Below are 17,384 nucleotides of genomic sequence, written 5' to 3'. Positions count from 1 at the left end.
GCCAATATGAAAAAACAATATATATTAATGGGAGCGACCATGGTGTTCGCTGCTTTATTCGCTTCTTGTAGTCAGGAGAATATCATGGATGAAGCGTTCTCTCAGTCGGAAAAAGAAATTATATTTGATTTGGGTATTTCTCAAACCCGTACGGTAACAATAGATAAGAAAACATCTTTTGAGGATGGTGATCATGTTGGAATCTATGGATTGAAGCGTGGGGCTACAGAAGTCTTACATGATAATCTTGATTATCATTATACTGCAGATAATGGAAAATGGGTTGCTGAATATTCTATCACTTTTCCGATTGATGGCAGTGAGTTGAATTTTTATGCTTATTACCCATATAATGCTGATTTGGAAGGAACAAGTTTTGATTTTTCCGTATCTCAAGACCAATCGAAAGATGGCTATAACCAAAGCGATCTTTTATTGGCAAAGAACGAAATTGCCAGTGTAGACGATGAATCGATAACTTTATCATTTGTGCATAAATTAGCATTGGTAGAAGCTGAAGTGATTTTGCCGGAAGGAGAAGTTATTAAAAATGTAGATATTTGTGCAAAAAGAACAGCTACAGTGAATTTGACCGAACAAACGGCTATAGTAAAGGCTTCTGAGGCAGCGGAATATATTACCATGCAACCTGTTGAAGGAAATGTGTTCCGTGCAGTAGTGCCTGCGCAAAGTATGAGTAAAGGGAAGGTCTTTAGGATTACGGCAGAGGATGGAGCAATTTATTGGTATAAGACAACTGAAAGTATGGAATTGGTAGAGAATAAAATATCAGCTTTCTCTATTGATTGTACGGGCTCATCATTGTAAAATCAAAGATTCTAGTCTATGTTGTCTATGAAATCGATAATGAACAGTATAGCTGCCTTTTTGTGTGCAGGTAGCTTACTGTTCTCTTTTCCATCTACCCTTGTGGCACAGAAATGTTATCCTATTCCCACTTTGGAGTCGTTGATTCCCCAAAAGGAAGAGTTGGATCAAAGAATGAAATGGTTTGATGAAGTGCGTTTTGGGATGTTTATTCATTGGGGTGTTTATTCTTCTCTGAGTGGTACTTGGAATGGCATACGCTATCAAGGATATGGCGAACATATTCAGCGTATGGCAAAAATACCGATTGCGGAATATCGGGAAAAAGTGGCGGGTACTTTTAATCCACAGCAATTTAGTGCGAAAGAATGGGTAAAGTTGGCAAAGGATGCTGGAATGGGGTATTTGGTGATCACAGCCAAACATCATGATGGTTTTGCCATGTATGATTCGGAGGTAAGTGATTATAATATAGTCAAGGCGACTCCGTTTGGCAGAGATCCAATACGTGAATTGGAAAGAGAGTGCCGGAAAGCAGGATTAAAGTTTGGTTTGTATTATTCTCAGGCCTTTGATTGGGGAGAAAAAGATGCACCGGGTAATGATTGGGATTATAGGAATCCCGGTGGGGATCTGTTATTGAATGGCAGAGACTGGTGGAAGAAAGATTCTCTATTTCTGAAAGAGCATGCCCGAAAATATGTGTGTGGTAAAGCAATACCTCAGTTGGAGGAACTTATTAGGAAATACCACCCGGATTTGATCTGGTTTGATACTCCGCATAAATTACCGGAAGAGGAAAACTTGCGTATTGTTGCGGCTGTACGTCGGTTAGCTCCTAATGTGGTGATTAATGGAAGGGCTGTTGAGGCTTGTGCGGATTATGCGAGTACTTCCGACAGACCGGCTGAGTTTCATGTAATGCCTCGTTATTGGGAAGGAATCCCTACTACGAATAACTCATTTGCCTATAATGCTAACGATACAGTCTATAAATCCGATGCTCACTTCGTACGTTTATTGGTAAAAGCTGCAGCTCGTGGCGGAAATATTCTAATGAATGTGGGACCTAAAGGGAATGGTGGTATCGATGTGCCGGACAGACGAATTTTGCAAGGAATTGCCCGGTGGTGGAAAATTAATGGCGAAGAGTCAATTCGGGGAACACAACGGACACCGTTGACGGTACAATCTTGGGGAGAGTCGACTTGTAAAGGTGACACGCTTTATTTGCATATATTTCAATGGCCGCATGAGGGCCGGTTGTTAGTCGGCGGATTGAAAAATCCGGTGAAAAAGGCTTGGTTGCTGTCGGATCCTTCAAAAGAACTTTCGTGGGAGAGTAAGGGAAAAGATGTGTGTTTGGCAGTTCCTCGTGAATGTCCGGATAGTATAGATACGGTCATTGCAGTAGTCTGTGACGGAGAGCCGATGGTGGATGATCGTCGTTTATTGAACGGAGATATGACTGAAACATTACGCACGTTCGATGCACAGTTGGAAGGAGGGCTACGGTATGGCAGTGAGGCGGAGCGTTTCTCTTATGTGCAGAACTGGAGAGAACTCAAAGACGCCGTGCTTTGGAAAGCTCGTTTAGCGAAAGAAACCGTTTATGATGTGTATGTGTGTTATGCTGCTCCTGAACGTAAAAAGAGTGAACTGATAGAGGGTGATGCCGGTAAGGAATTAAAAAAAGAAACTTTAGGAGGAGCCGGAGAATATGAAATACATTTTGCAAATCAGAAAATGACTCATGTTGTTTCGCAGGGAGACTTTATTCGTGAACATATCGGACAAATTACATTACCTGCCGGAGATTTGGATATTCGTGTAAAGGCTGGTGATATCAAAGGAGATGAACTTTTCCGTTTGCGTTCCTTGATATTGGCTCCTGTTAACTCTAAATAAATGATGGCCCTATGAATGTAAAATATTTGCTCTTCTTTTTATTGATGGGGGGAATGATATCTTGCCAATCGTCCGACGAATATAGTGAAGAGACACAAGAACCGGAGAAAGAACAAGAGGAAGAAAGTGCTTGCCAGGCTTGGCAGGATTTTGTATCTCGAAGTGAGCGGAATGTGTTATTGGATTTTTCATACGCCGGATACAAACGTGGAGAAATGGCTCCGCCGGATATTTGGACTCTAGGTTATAAAAAATATGATATAACGAAATATGGGGCTGTTCCCGATGATGGCAAATCGGATCGGGCGGCTTTTATGAGAGTATTGGAGGAAATTGGAATTAATCATAATCCGAATGCCAGGGCGATTATTTATTTTCCGGAAGGTGAGTTTGTTTTGTATGATGAAAATGATAAAGTTGACGGAAAGTCGGAAACAATGCAAATCAGGGCTGGAAATCTGGTTCTGAAAGGAGCCGGAAGGGCTAAAACCTCTATCGTGATGAAAGCACCTTATCAGCCTTTGGAGGGACTGGACTATGCGGGACCAATGATTGAATTTAAACATTGGAGTGGGTTTACTCCGGAATTGTCTGACATCGTCGGGGATGCGGTTAAAGGAAGTTTCTCGATAGAAGTGGCTTCTGCCAGTGGACTTTCTGCCGGTGATTGGGTATGTTTGAAATTGGAAGATAACTCACCGGAACTGATAGCACAGGGGTTAAAACCGTATGCGGTATCTGCGCAAATGACACAACTTAGAAATAAGGGGGTGCAAGTGTATGATATTCATCAGGTAAAGTCTGTTCGGGGGAATAAGGTCACTTTCTTTGAACCACTCTTATACGGAGTGGAGAAAAAGTGGAAATGGAAACTCTGCCGTTATAACTATTATGAAAATATTGGTATAGAAGATATGAGTTTTTATGGAAATGCTCCTAAAGAATTCATTCATGACCAGTGGGCTATAAATTCTGCCTATAAACCGATAAACTTTCATCGTATAGCTAATTCATGGGTACGTAGAGTCGATTTTTATAGTGTGAGTGAATCTGTAACATTTACGGAATGTGCCAATGTATCTGCCTATGATATTCGCATAGGGGGGAATCGTGGACATTGCGCTGTGCATACGTCAGGATCTTCCCGTGTGTTAATAGCGGATGTGGTGGATGAGGGAGAATCTTCTACAATGAAGGATGCCGGACAATGGCACGCAGTCGGGGTCAGTAAGCATTCCTTAGGTACGGTTATCAAGAATTGCGTTTGGGGAAGGGATACTAATTTCGAATCTCATGCCACGCAGCCACGTGCTACCTTGATTGACGGTTGTTCGGGAGGATTCATACAATTTCATCAGGGAGGGGCTACCGATCAGTTACCCAACCATTTGGATGATCTTACTCTTTGGAACTTTAAAGCTACTTATGTACTTCCGGGAGAGGCTGTTGAATGGAAGTGGTGGAATGAAGAACGTGATTGGAAATTTCTTCCGCCTACGATTGTAGGTTTTCATGGGGCGGATGTACAGTTTATTGCTTCTCAAGTTAAAATAGATCAAGATCATGGAAAAGCTGTAACTCCGTGGTCTCTTTACGAAGCGCAATTACAACGTAGGCTAGGATATTTGCCTGATATCAGTTATTTGAAATGAAAGTTTTATATTTAAGATTAGATATAACCTTGCTAAGTCTCTTTAAATGCGACGGACTATGTAGTCCGTCGTTTTTTATAAATGCCTTTATTCCGTCCTCTTGCAAGCATTTGCCTGAAAGAACTCATTCAATGTATCCTCAAAGTTCCCATGAATGAGAATATGATGATTTCCCAACGGATTTTTTAAGAAATACTCGGCAGGAGTATTCATCCGTATGCGTACCTGTGTGCGGCACATATTGATATAATTTGTGTTTTCGGATAACGTTCCCGTAGACAGATAATATTCGTCGAGGCATTCGCCACCGCATTTGACGATAGTCACGTCTCCGGTGGGAAGCAGCCCTTGAATGGCGATCCCCTTTTCCGTTTCAAAATGGTTGCGGATGATATATCTTTCCGCCTGTTTGAGACCGACGGTGCAATGAGCTAAAATAAGTTCGTTGGTGCGTGAATTGATCATAGAGGGATTTGCCATGAATCCATCCTTTTTGGTGAGCGCTTTAACAGCCAGCAAGGTGAAGATAGACTGCAAGTCGCCTTCGCAACCCGCCATGATTCCATCATCATTAAGTAAGGATAATGCCAGGCAGCCGGTAGTGTCGATTTGTTCAATCAGTTTGAAGCAACTTAAAGTCAATGCTTCCAACCGTTCCTCCTCGCATACCTTCTTGATAGCCCGGTATAATCGCATCGCTTTGATTAAATCTTCGGGAGTGCCTTCACGACAGGCAAGAGCCTGTGAAGCGACTGCGGCGCAGGAGGCGCCTACTTCATCATCCGTTATTTGTTGGAAATGTTCATAAATCCGTTCCAATGGAATATCCATATATTCAATACCCCAGCGACGTTTTGCCAAAAGATAGTCAACATTGCTGGCAACCAGCCACGAAGAAGGAGTTCCGATGACTCCGATACGCTTGCCGAATAAAGAACGTTGTGCCTGGAAATTATTGTAAAGTGTATGGATACGCTGGATGATGACCGGTAATTCCCCGTGCAGGATTTCACTTTTCATGCCGCGTCCCCGTAACCATGTGGAGATTTCCAAAGCCGCAGCCAGCGAGTTCTGCATACCGTCTGCCAGTAAAATAGCGGGGCGGGGAAGGCTTTCGAAGTGTTGGATGACCAGCCGTTCCACTCCGCCGGTAGCGATAAAAATAATCTTGAAATCATCACTGCTTAGTTTATTCATATCTTGATAATCGATGAATTTTACAGTGTAGTATTTTTCAAGTTCACTCAAAATCGCTTCGTGTGAACTACGCAATGAGACTTGTTTATGAAGCAGTGACGCGAATGAGATAAGGTGTATGGTCATTATGGTATTGTTTTAAGTTTTCTGTATGACAAATGTATAGCTTTCTTTTCAAAATTCCATAACGATTTTAACCTTGCTAAGGTTTTTAAAGTTTTTATGTCTCTGTATTCAAATTATTGCGTACATTTGCAACTTCAAGTAGAAAAAGTAAATAGTAATTAGTAATTTGTAGTTAAAATTATGCCAACCATATCCATTCGCGGAAACGAGATGCCTGCATCTCCTATCAGAAAACTGGCTCCTTTGGCAGACGCTGCCAAGCAACGGGGAGTCCATGTGTTTCACCTGAATATCGGACAGCCTGACCTGCCCACTCCTCAGGCCGCGATTGACGCGATACGCAATATTGACCGTAAAGTGCTGGAGTATAGTCCTAGTGCAGGTTATCGTAGTTATCGCGAGAAACTAGTGGGATATTATGCCAAGTTCAATATCAATCTTACAGCAGACGATATAATCATTACCTCAGGAGGTTCGGAAGCGGTGCTTTTCTCTTTCCTTTCCTGTCTGAATCCGGGTGATGAGATTATCGTTCCGGAGCCGGCATATGCTAACTATATGGCGTTTGCTATTTCTGCAGGCGCGAAGATTCGTACGATTGCCACAACCATCGAAGAAGGTTTCTCACTTCCCAAAGTCGAGAAGTTCGAAGAGTTGATAAATGAACGTACGAAAGCAATCCTGATTTGTAATCCGAACAACCCGACCGGATATCTCTATACACGTCGTGAAATGAATCAGATTCGTGATTTGGTGAAGAAATATGACTTATTCCTTTTCTCCGATGAGGTATATCGCGAATTCATATACACCGGTTCTCCTTATATCTCCGCTTGCCATCTGGAAGGTATCGAGAATAATGTGGTACTGATTGACTCCGTATCAAAGCGTTATTCGGAATGCGGTATCCGTATCGGTGCGCTGATTACCAAAAATAAAGAGATACGTGATGCTGTCATGAAGTTCTGTCAGGCTCGTCTGAGTCCTCCGTTGATTGGTCAGATTGCCGCTGAGGCTTCTTTGGATGCTCCCGAAGAATACTCACGCGAGACGTATGACGAGTATGTGGAACGTCGTAAATGTCTGATTGACGGGTTGAACCGTATTCCGGGTGTTTATTCGCCCATCCCGATGGGGGCTTTCTATACAGTGGCAAAACTTCCGGTGGATGATTCCGACAAGTTCTGCGCATGGTGCCTTTCCGATTTCGAATACGAAGGTCAGACGGTATTCATGGCTCCGGCTTCCGGTTTCTACACAACTCCGGGTTCGGGTATCAATGAAGTGCGTATTGCATACGTATTAAAGAAAGAAGATTTAACCCGTGCGCTTTTTGTCCTCCAGAAGGCTTTGGAAGCGTATCCGGGAAGAACGGAATAAAAGTCTATGTCCTTATCACTTTTCATAGCTCGGCGCATCTACCGCGAAAGCGATGGCGGAAAACAGGTGTCACGTCCTGCAGTGCTCATCGCAATGGCGGGTATTGCTATCGGACTGGCTGTTATGATTATAGCAGTGGCGGTCGTTATCGGCTTTAAGAGTGAAGTGAGAAATAAAGTCATTGGATTCGGATCGCATATCCAGATAACTAATCTGGACGCGGTCAGTTCTTACGAAACCCATCCGATTGTAGTGGGAGATAGTATGATGTCGGCGCTTGCCGGTTATCCGGAGATAAGCCATGTACAGCGTTTTTCTACCAAACCGGGTATGATAAAGACGGACGATGCCTTTCAAGGAATGGTACTGAAAGGGGTAGGTCCGGAGTTTGACCCCCGTTTTCTGCAAGAATATCTGGTGGAAGGAGAGATTCCTGTTTTCAGTGATTCGGTTTCCAGCAACCGTGTACTTATCTCCAAGTCTTTGGCTACAAAGATGAAGTTGAAGTTGGGGGATAAGATATATACCTATTATATTCAGGATGATGTCCGTGCGCGCAGGTTGACTATTGCCGGAATTTATCAGACAAATTTCTCCGAATACGATAATCTTTTTTTATTGACCGACCTCAGTTTGGTGAATCGGTTGAACGGTTGGCAGCCGGAGCAGGTTACAGGGGTGGAGCTTCAGCTGAAAGACTATGATAAGCTGGAAGATACGACGTATGAAATCGCAATCGATACCGATAACCGGAAAGACGAATATGGAGGTACGTATTATGTGCGCAGTATCGAACAGTTGAATCCACAGATATTTGCATGGCTTGACTTGTTGGATCTGAATGTGTGGGTGATTTTGTTTCTGATGATAGGCGTTGCCGGTTTTACCATGATTTCCGGTTTGCTGATTATCATTATCGAACGTACGAATATGATTGGTATCCTAAAAGCTTTGGGTGCCACTAATTTTACAATCCGCAAAACTTTCCTTTGGTTTGCTGTTTTCCTGATAGGCAAAGGTATGCTTTGGGGGAATGTTATCGGTCTGGCGTTCTGCATTCTTCAGTCCCGGTTCGGCATTTTCAAACTCGATCCGGAGACTTATTACGTAGACACGGTTCCGGTATCTTTCAATATCATCCTTTTCCTGCTGATTAATATCGGCACACTGCTGGCTGCTGTCCTGATGCTGATAGGTCCTTCATATCTGATAACCAAGATCAACCCTGCCAACTCTATGAGATATGAGTAGTCTATCTTCTCATGAAATCTCCTTTACCCCGCAATAGACGACAGAGCTTGAATTTCAACGACTGCAACGGTTGCAGGATATCGAATACCGGCAATGAGAAATAATATTTCCGGTTGCCGCCCATTTCTTTGGCTGTTTGGTTAATGACAATGGCTTGCACCGTGTAGCGAATCAGCCATAGTAATAATGCGATACCTGCTACCAACCAGTGGAAATCGAGAATGCCGAATACGATACCTGCAATGCAAGTGGCGTAAAATAACAGGCGTGATAGGGTTTCAAAGCCTAATAGGTAGCGTTGTGCCCCATGATAAAAGCGTGCGGTGGCCATATAACTGACCTTTTCTTCTTTCCAGTCTTTGTAACGGTAGACAGGCTGTATCCGCATGGTTGCGTTGAAATCCGTTTCTACACGGGTGTTGCTGCTGTTGGCTATTTGATTGATGAACAGGTCATCTTCTCCGCGTTGAAGGTTCAGGTAGCTTGAAAATCCTTTTTGCTTGAAGAATAATTCTTTCCGGTAGGCAAGATTACGTCCGATGCCCATATATGGCTTTCCGGCCAGGGCAAGACCTAAGTAACGCAATGACTGGAAGAGTGTGTCGAAAGCGACACGTTTGTGCAGCCATCCTTTTGTCCGGTCATACCCGCTATATCCTAACACAATCTGTGTCTGTGATGTAAAATTGCGTGCCATTAGCTTTAACCAATCCTTGCTTGCCGGTATACAGTTTGTTTCCGTGAATACGAGCCAATCATATTTGCTGGCTTTGATTCCTAATGTCAGCGCTAATTTCTTATGACTGATATAACGTGCGCTGTCGGGAGTAAAACTATGGTAAAGATGAGGGTATTTTTCCTCCATGAATCCCAATACATCCTCTGTCTCGTCGGTGGAAGCGTCATTGATTACAATGACTTCGAACTGGGGATAGTCCTGTTCCAGAATGGCAGGAAGGACTTTACGCAGATTGTCGGCTTCGTTGCGTGCGCAAAGAATGACGGAAAGAGGCGGCAATTCCCGCGTGAAATGAGTTTCTTCCTTGCGTACAGCTTTGTTATGCGAATGTATCCGGTTGTATAAACCGAGATAATAAATAACTTGGATGATAAAGAGAACTCCTGCCGCTGACAATAATATCAGCTCGGCAGTATTGAATGTAAATGCTTCCATTGAATTTTAGTGTCGTTTTACGACTGCAAAAGTACGCAAATTTTCGGTAGTTTCGTCATCCGGAAGGTAGGTTATTTTATGAATCCAGGTATTCTTTCTTGAACATATTGACGAACAGAAAGAATAACGAGAGTAATAACGGACCGAAGATGATTCCCATAAATCCGAATAACGGCAGACCGATCACAACTCCGAAGATTGTAATCAACGGATGTGTATCCGCCATCTTCTTTTGAAGGATGAAGCGAATCAGGTTGTCGGACTGCGATACGACAATGGCTCCGTAGGCGAAAAGTCCGATTGCATGAAACCAGTCTCCGCTGATAGCCAGATAAGCGGCGACGGGAAACCATACTAATGCGGTGCCTACCATCGGGATGATGGTAGCGAAGCAGGTGAGGAAACCTAGTAGTAAGACGCTGGGGGCTCCGAAAATGAGATAGCCTATCATGGCAATGCCTCCCTGAATAATGGCCAGCAGTGGAATACCGATCGCATTGGAGCGCACGATCATGTTGATTTCATGAATAACTTCCCGTGTGTTCGTTTCATTGAACGGGAGAATATCATTGATGTATGCTTCCATCTTTTTACCTCCTATCAGCATGAAGTAAAGAACAAATATCATGACGAACAGATTGACGGCGAGACTGCTGATACTTGACATAATCAGTTGTCCGATTCGTGGAAGGATGGAGACTATGAACGACAACGTATCTTTCCCTAATACATCGTATCCTGTCTTTTCTTTGATAAATCCTGCTACTTGCTGGATGGGCTCTACGAATGTCTGCGGAGCCAGATTGATGTCTTGAAGTTTGTTTACTATCATCCAGATGGTCAGTCCGAGAGGCACAAGGAATACAAAAATGGTTTCTGCCGTGATCAGTAATGCGCTGATACTGCGTTTCATTTTCTTCTTTTCCGTCAGATGATGCATCTGCGTGCGTACTAATATGTAAATGGTAAATGCTCCCAGCAGCCCTCCCAAAAAAGGAGTGATTTGCCGGAAGATGATAACTCCCATAAACAGAATGATGACAATGAGGGAATATTTCCAGTATTGTTCTTTGAGATTCATATTGTGTAAGTAATTCGTTTATATAATAAACACAAAAAATCCCGGAAAGGTTTGCTGCCCTATGCTATATATCTGAGTCACGCTATCGGGCATTCGTTAATATCCGATAGATTTATGTTAAATGTTAACGAATCTACTATTTCTATTAAACCATGTTATAAGACACGTTGCTTTTTCCGGAAAATTTGGAGATATGCAGAAAGTCCGTATATTTGCAATGTGTTTTTCATAGTATTAGATTTAAGGTTAACAAAAGATTGGCTGTCTGGGATAGATAGCCTTTTTTTATGCTAAAAAAGTAACAACGAAATTTACACATAACACAAAGGTCATATTATGAATACTTTCTTTGTTAAGACGCTCCGTATTATGATGCTTTTCCTCTTTATTATTTCATTAGCATTAGGCTATGTGATATATGAGGATACATTAGCAGTATGGTGGATTCCTGTTGGCGTGGCGCTTTTGATCGCTCTTGCCACTTTGCCTTTTTATAGAAAATGGTCTTGGCTGACTACAACAGAGGGTAAAGTGATGAATGTCCTATGTCATATTGGTTGCGTGGGCGCTATTAGTTATGCCTTGTTTCTTAGTGGCAATTATTGGCTGGCCGATACTGCTTCCATATATGAAGAAACGGTTATGGTGCAGAAAAAATATATAGAGACCCATAAGAAAACCCGCAGGGTCGGCAAACATCGTTATGTATCGAATGGAGTGCGTAAAGAATACTATTTGCAGGTTGCTTTTGAAAATGGGAATGTGGAAACGTTGCATGTATCCTCTGCTGTTTATAACAAGACGCGGCAAGGGAAGGAGAAAGTACTGACTTTGCAAAAGGGCTTCTTTGGCTTGCCGGTGGTTACGAAAGGACTTTGATTCAATACACGGTGATTCGTTCAAACATTCGTGATATGTTACTTGTTAAGAGTTTCAATTCTAAAAAAATGATTGATTATGAAAATGGCTCTTTACGACTTCGTATTACGGAAAAAAGGAATCTATGGCATTTTGCACATTGTTATTCTTCTGCTTTCTCTTTTTCTGATCATAAGTATCTCTATTGATACTTTCAAAGGTATTCCTTTCTATACGCAGAGTGTGTACATGAAAGTACAGCTATGGATCTGTGTACTGTTTCTGGTTGACTTCGTTCTCGAATTTATTCTGGCGGATAATAAGAAACGTTATTTCACTACTCACTTTATATTCCTGCTGGTTGCCATCCCCTATCAGAATATCATAGCTTATATGGGGTGGACGTTCTCACCCGAAGTTACTTATATGTTACGTTTTATCCCTCTGGTACGTGGCGGATATGCGCTGGCTATTGTAGTGGGGTGGTTTACTTACAACAGGGCTTCAGGGCTTTTTGTATCTTATTTGACGATGTTGCTGGCTACCGTCTATTTTGCCAGTCTCGCTTTTTTCATTACTGAACATACGGCCAATCCTTTGGTCACTAAATATACAGACGCTTTGTGGTGGGCATTTATGGATGTTACTACAGTCGGCTCGAATATTATAGCCGTGACCACTACCGGGCGGGTACTTTCGGTTGTACTGGCGGCTTTGGGGATGATGATGTTCCCTATCTTCACTGTCTATATAACCAGTATTATTGAACGGAGAAATAAGGAGAAACAGGAATATTATGAAGAGAAAGGAGAGTCGGCACATAAGCAACAGGCAAATACTGCCGCCCCTCAATAAATCTTGTAGATTCAGGAACTGAAAATATAGACGATGAGTCCGGTTATCGCCACATACACCAAAGCATACGGGATGGCCGCTTTTAGTATCTCACCTTCCTTACCCTGTTGGTTTCCGGCAGAGGTAGCGATGGCAATGCTCTGCGGAGAGATGATTTTTCCTCCGGTAGCGCCTACTGTATTGGCTGCCGACAGCCAATCCGGACTGACATGAATTTGTCCTGCCACACTTGCCTGTAACTTTCCGAAGAGAATATTGGATGACGTATCACTTCCCGTGATGAACGTTCCCAGACAACCAATCACCGGAGCGAATAACGGATATAGACTTCCTGTAGCCGTAGCCAGTGCGGTAGCAATCACGGCAATCATTCCGGAGGTATCCATAATGGTAGATAATCCAACAAGGCATATCACTGTGATAAATGTTTTCTTTAGCTGCTTCACCGTATTCCAAAGAACGGTAAACAACTCTTTTACTTTAGCTCCTTGTATTAATCCGCCGACAAAAGTGCCGATAAAGAGCAGCACTCCGGCATGAGTCAGCCAGGAAATCGTATAGTTGGCTGTAGAGGAATTAATGGGCAGACTGATTCTGGTGACCCAGTTATTTTCCAAAGTATGGCGTAATCCTGGAAAAAGAGGGCTGGTAAGTATAATCAGAAATAAGATCAGTAGATAGATACTCCATGCGTTCATTATATCTTTCACCTTCAGATGGCTTTTCCGCGCTTTTTCTTCTTTGGATGCGGTCAGCTTTCCATACAAGACAATCACAATAATGGAAAGAATGCTTCCGATGATAGCCGGAGATTCGGCTCCCATATATTTGGCTGCCATATATTGGCTGATTAGCGAAACGCTTCCTACCAGCAAGGCAAGGAAGATGTTCTTTGGTAGTGATTTGATTTTGGAGTCGGTAAGAAAAAGCAATATCAATGGAATAAGGAACATCAAGACCGACAATTGTAATACGACATTGGTACTGAGATGCAACACATCCAGATTGGTTTCTTTGGCTAATACCAGTACAGGAGTTCCGATCGCTCCGAAAGCGGTGGCCACACTATTGGCTATCAGACTTACTGTAGCCGAGAATATAGGTTTGAATCCCAGACTGATAAGAATCGCTGCCGGTATGGCGACTGCTGTTCCGAATCCCGCCATTGCTTCCAATAACCCGCCGAATCCCCATGTCAGCAGTAAGACCTGTATACTTTTATCGGTAGAGATAGAAGCGAATTGCTGTTTGATAATCTCCATCTTCTCTGTTTTCAGTAATACATTGTAGCTGAAGATAGCCATCAGGATAATGATTAAAATAGGGGAGACGGCTTTCAGTGCTCCATATATAAAGGAATAGAACAGATTGTCCGCAGAAAAAGAGAAGCCGAAGAGGGCAATCAGCATTGTTACGATCAGAGAAATGATACTGCTTTTGTCGCCCGGCATTTTGAAGAATGCCATTAATACAATTAATAGTAATACCGGAATAATAGCAAGGACTAAGGTCATAATCATATCAGGTTTTAAAAGGTGAAACGTCCGTTGGTTAGTTGTATAACAAATGAAGCTCTCACTTGGGTCGGTGAGGGAAATAGATTTTTCGAAAATAAATAGGATTTTACGTCTTTATCTGCAATAAAATATTTACTTTTGGCAGATAAGTACATTTTATTCCACTATGTTATGGACAGTGAACGGACAGTAAAAACAACGGCTGAACAATTAGAGGCGCTTACTAAAGAAAATGAGCGGCTCAAACAAGAACTTTCAGCTCTTAGGCAAGAGAAAGAAAAAGCCAATCCTATTAGTTTTAAAGAAAGGTATGCTGTAAAGATCTTGAATTCTTTGCCGGATATGTTGACTGTTTTCGATCATAACGAGATAGGCATCGAAGTGGTATCCAATGAAGAAACGAATCATGTCGGAGTGACAAACGAGGATTTTGTTGGGATGCATATGCGTAATATGGTTCCTCCGGAAGCCTATCAGAACATACATTCCAATATGCAGCACGCAGTCGCAACGGGGACTGTCTCTGCTGCGCATCACGAATTGGATTTCAACGGTAAGCGTCACTATTACGAAAACCGCATTTTCCCGTTGGACGAAAAATATGTACTGATCATGTGCCGTGACATATCGGAGAGAGTGGCTACTCAACGGCAATTGGAAGTTTTTAAGAGTGTACTTGATAAAGTGAGCGATAGTATTCTTGCCGTGTCGAAGGATGGGACATTGGTGTATGCCAACAAACAATTCATAGAAGAATACGGAGTGACTAAGGAACTGGGGACTCAGAAGGTATATGATTTGCCTGTTTCCATGACCACGAAAGAGGCTTGGGAAAAACGACTTCAGGAAATACGGGATAATGATGGCAGTTTTGCCTACCGTGCCGCTTACGTACGTATGGGAGAGACGAAGAAGCGGGTGCACCAGGTGTCTTCTTTTCTGACACATGAGAATGAACAGGAGCTGATCTGGTTCTTTACGCAGGATATTACCGATGTCATAAAGAAACGGGATGAACTTCGTGAGCTGAATCAGTTGTTGGACGGCATTCTGAATAATATTCCGGTCTATCTGTTTGTGAAAGATCCGGCAGATGAGTTCAAGTATTTGTATTGGAACAAAGCATTTGCCGAACATTCCGGTATCCCTGCTTCCAAAGCGATAGGGCATACGGATTACGAGATTTTCCAGTCTGAGGAAGCTGAGAAGTTCCGTAAGGATGACCTGGAATTGCTTCGTACCCACCAAAGGATTGATATACAGGAAACGTATCTGACGGCTAACGGTGAAGCGCGTATTGTGCAGACGCTTAAAGCGCTTGTTCCGATGGAAGACCGTGAACCGTTGCTGATCGGTATTTCTTGGGATACCACGAATCTCCAGAATATAGAACAGGAATTGATTAAAGCCAGAATCAAAGCAGAGCAGTCTGACAGGTTGAAGAGTGCTTTTTTGGCGAATATGAGTCATGAAATCAGGACACCGCTCAATGCGATTGTCGGGTTTTCGCAGTTGTTGCCTACTGCGGATACCCCCGAAGAACAGAAACTTTATTCGGATATTATCAACCAGAATTCGGACATTCTGTTGCAGCTTATTAATGATATATTGGATTTGTCGAAGATAGAAGCGGGCACGTTGGAATATGTGAAACGTCCGATGAATCTGGGGGAAGTCTGCAGGACAATCTATGCTGTTCACAAGGAACGTATAAAAGGAGGTGTGGACTTCATCTTTAATAATGGAGAAGAGGACTTGCAGATGGAGGGCGATCCGAATCGTATTATGCAGGTCATTACGAATTTTATCACCAACGCTACCAAGTTTACCCATACGGGAGAGATACGTTTCGGATTTGAACGGGAAGGGGAGAATGTCCGTGTATATGTGAAAGATACGGGAATAGGAATAGAAAAAGAAAAGGTGGGACATATTTTTGAACGCTTTGTCAAACTGAACAGCTTTGTGCAGGGCACAGGCTTGGGGCTTTCCATTTGTCGGATGATTATAGAGAAGATCGGCGGAGAAATAGGGGTGACTTCCGAACTGGGTAAAGGTTCGACTTTTTATTTCATAATACCGTGTACGGAAGTTGATTGAACCTCCGCACATATACAGTTAGTTGCAGTCTGACAGTTTAGAACTTTATTTCAGGAACCAATATGAACTTTGTCTCCGGGAAGTGTTTCTCCAACCATGTCCGGATGAAGTTCATCGTGTCGTTCTGAATCGTCTTGTCTTCTACCGTAGGATACATATTATAGAGAACGGTATCCAGCACAATCCCCCTTTTTTGTATGGCTTCAAGGCTAAGCAAGGTGTGATTGATACTCCCCAGTTTGCCGGAAGTGACAAAGATAAGCGGATATTTCTCTTGGGCAATGTAGTCTATCGTCAGCAGTCCGGTGGTTAGCGGGACCATGAGGCCGCCTGCTCCTTCAAGTAAAACATAGTCGTATCGTTCGCTCAGTTTCTCAGTTGCCCGTTTGATTTTATTGAAGTCGATAGGGCGGTTGTCCAGTTGCGAGGCAAGGTGGGGGGAAGCGGGATAAGAGAAAATCTCCGGCATAGTCAGTCCTTCTTCATCTTCTTTGGTGAAGGGGATTCCCATAATGCGACGATGCAGGTCGATATCTTCGGAATGGCCTACATTTCCCGTTTGAATAAATTTCTGGGTGATGGTACGTTGTCCGTTCTTGTTCCATTCACGGGCTAGAAAGCCGGTGGCATAACTTTTTCCGGCATCGGTGTCGATACCGGAAACGAAAAATACATTCTGTTTCATGCTTCTTTCTTTTTTGCGATGATATAAATAGGGTGATAGGTCAGAGACACGGAAGTGCCCCGTGTGAATTCTTGGGTATAACGCTCGCTGAATCGCTGTAAATCACGACGGGTCCGCAGTTGCCCGGAAGATTGTCCGGATATTCCGGTTACTCCCGTTTGCTTCAAGTGATAAAGAACTTTTATGGGATTGTCGAACGAAAGAGGAATCAGTTCTTCTTCCGAATGGAGGATGTCAAAGTCGGCCGACAAGGCGGTTACGAGTTCTTCTCGTGAGCGGTAGGGAAGACCGTTACCTGTTAGTCGACGTATCTCTTTCATATTCTTTTTGCCAAAGGTGCTGAAAGCGAAATAGCCTTGTTTGTTGAGCAACGCGTTACATCTCTTGAAAAAGTTTTCGGGAGATTCGAACCATTGTAAGGCGGAACAGGAAGTTATCAGGGTACTTTCGGCAGGAAAGGGCGCTGTTTCCGCATCTCCCGGCAGGAAAGACACTTGCTCTTTCTTTAGCAAATCCTCGCAACAATATTTCATCTCCGGGCAGAGATCGTTCAATAAGAGCATTTCCGGACGAAGAGTCTGAAACAACATACGGGAATAGATTCCCGTGCCGCAACCGAACTCAATCACTTTCGGGCAGGGAGAAGGTAGATGTTCCGTAAGCAGGTGAATCATTTTGTCCGCTATTTGTCTTTGTACGTTTGCTTCTTGCGGATAAGTGGCGATGGCTTTGGTGAAACGTTCTGCGATTAGTTGTTTGTTCATAATCGGTA

General features: G+C 43.1%; 13 protein-coding genes and 1 pseudogene. 8 read left to right on the top strand and 6 right to left on the bottom strand.

Annotated features, from left to right (window positions below; all coding sequences use genetic code 11):
* The first annotated feature begins 6 nt into the window (after positions 1 to 6).
* Genes GD630_RS09130 through GD630_RS09120 form a run of 3 tightly spaced genes read left to right on the top strand, consistent with a single transcriptional unit; the run spans position 7 to position 4,388 of the window.
* Positions 7 to 828, top strand: a complete 822-nt coding sequence (locus GD630_RS09130; protein ID WP_143866427.1) for a fimbrillin family protein — start codon at positions 7 to 9, stop codon at positions 826 to 828.
* 27 nt (positions 829 to 855) lie between these two features.
* Positions 856 to 2,736, top strand: a complete 1,881-nt coding sequence (locus GD630_RS09125) for an alpha-L-fucosidase (protein ID WP_182505742.1) — start codon at positions 856 to 858, stop codon at positions 2,734 to 2,736.
* Between the two features lie 11 nt (positions 2,737 to 2,747).
* A complete protein-coding gene (locus GD630_RS09120) occupies positions 2,748 to 4,388 on the top strand; it encodes a DUF4955 domain-containing protein (protein ID WP_238482977.1) in 1,641 nt (546 codons plus the stop codon).
* A gap of 87 nt (positions 4,389 to 4,475) precedes the next feature.
* Here GD630_RS09120 and GD630_RS09115 read toward each other — a convergent pair whose 3' ends face one another.
* Positions 4,476 to 5,711: a fucose isomerase gene (locus tag GD630_RS09115; RefSeq protein WP_143866422.1), complete on the bottom strand. Its 1,236-nt coding sequence runs from the start codon at positions 5,709 to 5,711 to the stop codon at positions 4,476 to 4,478.
* Between the two features lie 180 nt (positions 5,712 to 5,891).
* Here GD630_RS09115 and GD630_RS09110 point away from each other — a divergent pair, with 180 nt between their 5' ends.
* On the top strand, positions 5,892 to 7,091 hold the full coding sequence (locus tag GD630_RS09110; RefSeq protein WP_007757808.1) for a pyridoxal phosphate-dependent aminotransferase: 1,200 nt from the start codon (positions 5,892 to 5,894) through the stop codon (positions 7,089 to 7,091).
* Positions 7,092 to 7,097: 6 nt separating this feature from the next.
* Entirely contained in the window at positions 7,098 to 8,342 is a 1,245-nt protein-coding gene (locus tag GD630_RS09105; protein ID WP_182505741.1) for an ABC transporter permease, read from the top strand.
* A 1-nt stretch (position 8,343) separates the two neighbouring features.
* Here the strand turns inward: GD630_RS09105 and GD630_RS09100 are convergent, their stop codons facing one another.
* Positions 8,344 to 9,516, bottom strand: a complete 1,173-nt coding sequence (locus tag GD630_RS09100) for a glycosyltransferase (RefSeq protein ID WP_143866420.1) — start codon at positions 9,514 to 9,516, stop codon at positions 8,344 to 8,346.
* A gap of 76 nt (positions 9,517 to 9,592) precedes the next feature.
* Entirely contained in the window at positions 9,593 to 10,597 is a 1,005-nt protein-coding gene (locus GD630_RS09095) for an AI-2E family transporter (protein ID WP_143866418.1), read from the bottom strand.
* 336 nt (positions 10,598 to 10,933) lie between these two features.
* On the opposite strand from GD630_RS09095, the gene GD630_RS09090 reads away from it, so the two are divergent.
* Positions 10,934 to 11,476 carry a hypothetical protein gene (locus GD630_RS09090; RefSeq protein ID WP_143866416.1) on the top strand — a complete coding sequence of 181 codons (543 nt, stop codon included), beginning with the start codon at positions 10,934 to 10,936 and terminating at the stop codon, positions 11,474 to 11,476.
* Positions 11,477 to 11,554: 78 nt separating this feature from the next.
* Positions 11,555 to 12,310, top strand: a complete 756-nt coding sequence (locus GD630_RS09085) for a potassium channel family protein (RefSeq protein ID WP_143866414.1) — start codon at positions 11,555 to 11,557, stop codon at positions 12,308 to 12,310.
* A gap of 11 nt (positions 12,311 to 12,321) precedes the next feature.
* On the opposite strand, the gene GD630_RS09080 is transcribed toward GD630_RS09085, so the two are convergent.
* Complete coding sequence (locus GD630_RS09080) at positions 12,322 to 13,824, bottom strand: L-lactate permease (protein WP_143866412.1); 1,503 nt, start codon at positions 13,822 to 13,824, stop codon at positions 12,322 to 12,324.
* Between the two features lie 174 nt (positions 13,825 to 13,998).
* Here GD630_RS09080 and GD630_RS09075 point away from each other — a divergent pair.
* Positions 13,999 to 15,918: pseudogene (locus tag GD630_RS09075) on the top strand (sensor histidine kinase); the annotation flags it as partial.
* Positions 15,919 to 15,964: 46 nt separating this feature from the next.
* On the opposite strand, the gene bioD reads toward GD630_RS09075, so the two are convergent.
* Entirely contained in the window at positions 15,965 to 16,612 is a 648-nt protein-coding gene (bioD, locus tag GD630_RS09070; protein WP_143866411.1) for a dethiobiotin synthase, read from the bottom strand.
* Positions 16,609 to 17,376: a malonyl-ACP O-methyltransferase BioC gene (gene bioC, locus GD630_RS09065; RefSeq protein ID WP_143866409.1), complete on the bottom strand. Its 768-nt coding sequence runs from the start codon at positions 17,374 to 17,376 to the stop codon at positions 16,609 to 16,611. Before bioC ends, bioD begins: the two co-directional genes overlap by 4 nt.
* Positions 17,377 to 17,384: the final 8 nt, after the last annotated feature.

It is taken from the genome of Bacteroides zhangwenhongii, assembly GCF_009193325.2.
Classification (GTDB): domain Bacteria; phylum Bacteroidota; class Bacteroidia; order Bacteroidales; family Bacteroidaceae; genus Bacteroides; species Bacteroides zhangwenhongii.
The sequence above is the reverse complement of the archived record's forward strand: the minus strand, read 5'-3'. Positions and strand labels throughout refer to the sequence as shown.

What these genes read in the sequence shown, in the direction of transcription:
- GD630_RS09110 (WP_007757808.1), top strand. Translation starts at nt 5,892, where the DNA reads ATGCCAACCATATCCATTCGCGGAAACGAGATGCCTGCATCTCCTATC.
- GD630_RS09105 (WP_182505741.1), top strand. Translation starts at nt 7,098, where the DNA reads ATGTCCTTATCACTTTTCATAGCTCGGCGCATCTACCGCGAAAGCGAT.
- GD630_RS09080 (WP_143866412.1), bottom strand. Translation starts at nt 13,824, where the DNA reads ATGACCTTAGTCCTTGCTATTATTCCGGTATTACTATTAATTGTATTA.
- GD630_RS09100 (WP_143866420.1), bottom strand. Translation starts at nt 9,516, where the DNA reads ATGGAAGCATTTACATTCAATACTGCCGAGCTGATATTATTGTCAGCG.
- GD630_RS09130 (WP_143866427.1), top strand. Translation starts at nt 7, where the DNA reads ATGAAAAAACAATATATATTAATGGGAGCGACCATGGTGTTCGCTGCT.
- GD630_RS09120 (WP_238482977.1), top strand. Translation starts at nt 2,748, where the DNA reads ATGAATGTAAAATATTTGCTCTTCTTTTTATTGATGGGGGGAATGATA.
- bioC (WP_143866409.1), bottom strand. Translation starts at nt 17,376, where the DNA reads ATGAACAAACAACTAATCGCAGAACGTTTCACCAAAGCCATCGCCACT.
- GD630_RS09085 (WP_143866414.1), top strand. Translation starts at nt 11,555, where the DNA reads ATGAAAATGGCTCTTTACGACTTCGTATTACGGAAAAAAGGAATCTAT.
- GD630_RS09090 (WP_143866416.1), top strand. Translation starts at nt 10,934, where the DNA reads ATGAATACTTTCTTTGTTAAGACGCTCCGTATTATGATGCTTTTCCTC.
- GD630_RS09125 (WP_182505742.1), top strand. Translation starts at nt 856, where the DNA reads ATGAAATCGATAATGAACAGTATAGCTGCCTTTTTGTGTGCAGGTAGC.
- GD630_RS09095 (WP_143866418.1), bottom strand. Translation starts at nt 10,597, where the DNA reads ATGAATCTCAAAGAACAATACTGGAAATATTCCCTCATTGTCATCATT.
- GD630_RS09115 (WP_143866422.1), bottom strand. Translation starts at nt 5,711, where the DNA reads ATGACCATACACCTTATCTCATTCGCGTCACTGCTTCATAAACAAGTC.
- bioD (WP_143866411.1), bottom strand. Translation starts at nt 16,612, where the DNA reads ATGAAACAGAATGTATTTTTCGTTTCCGGTATCGACACCGATGCCGGA.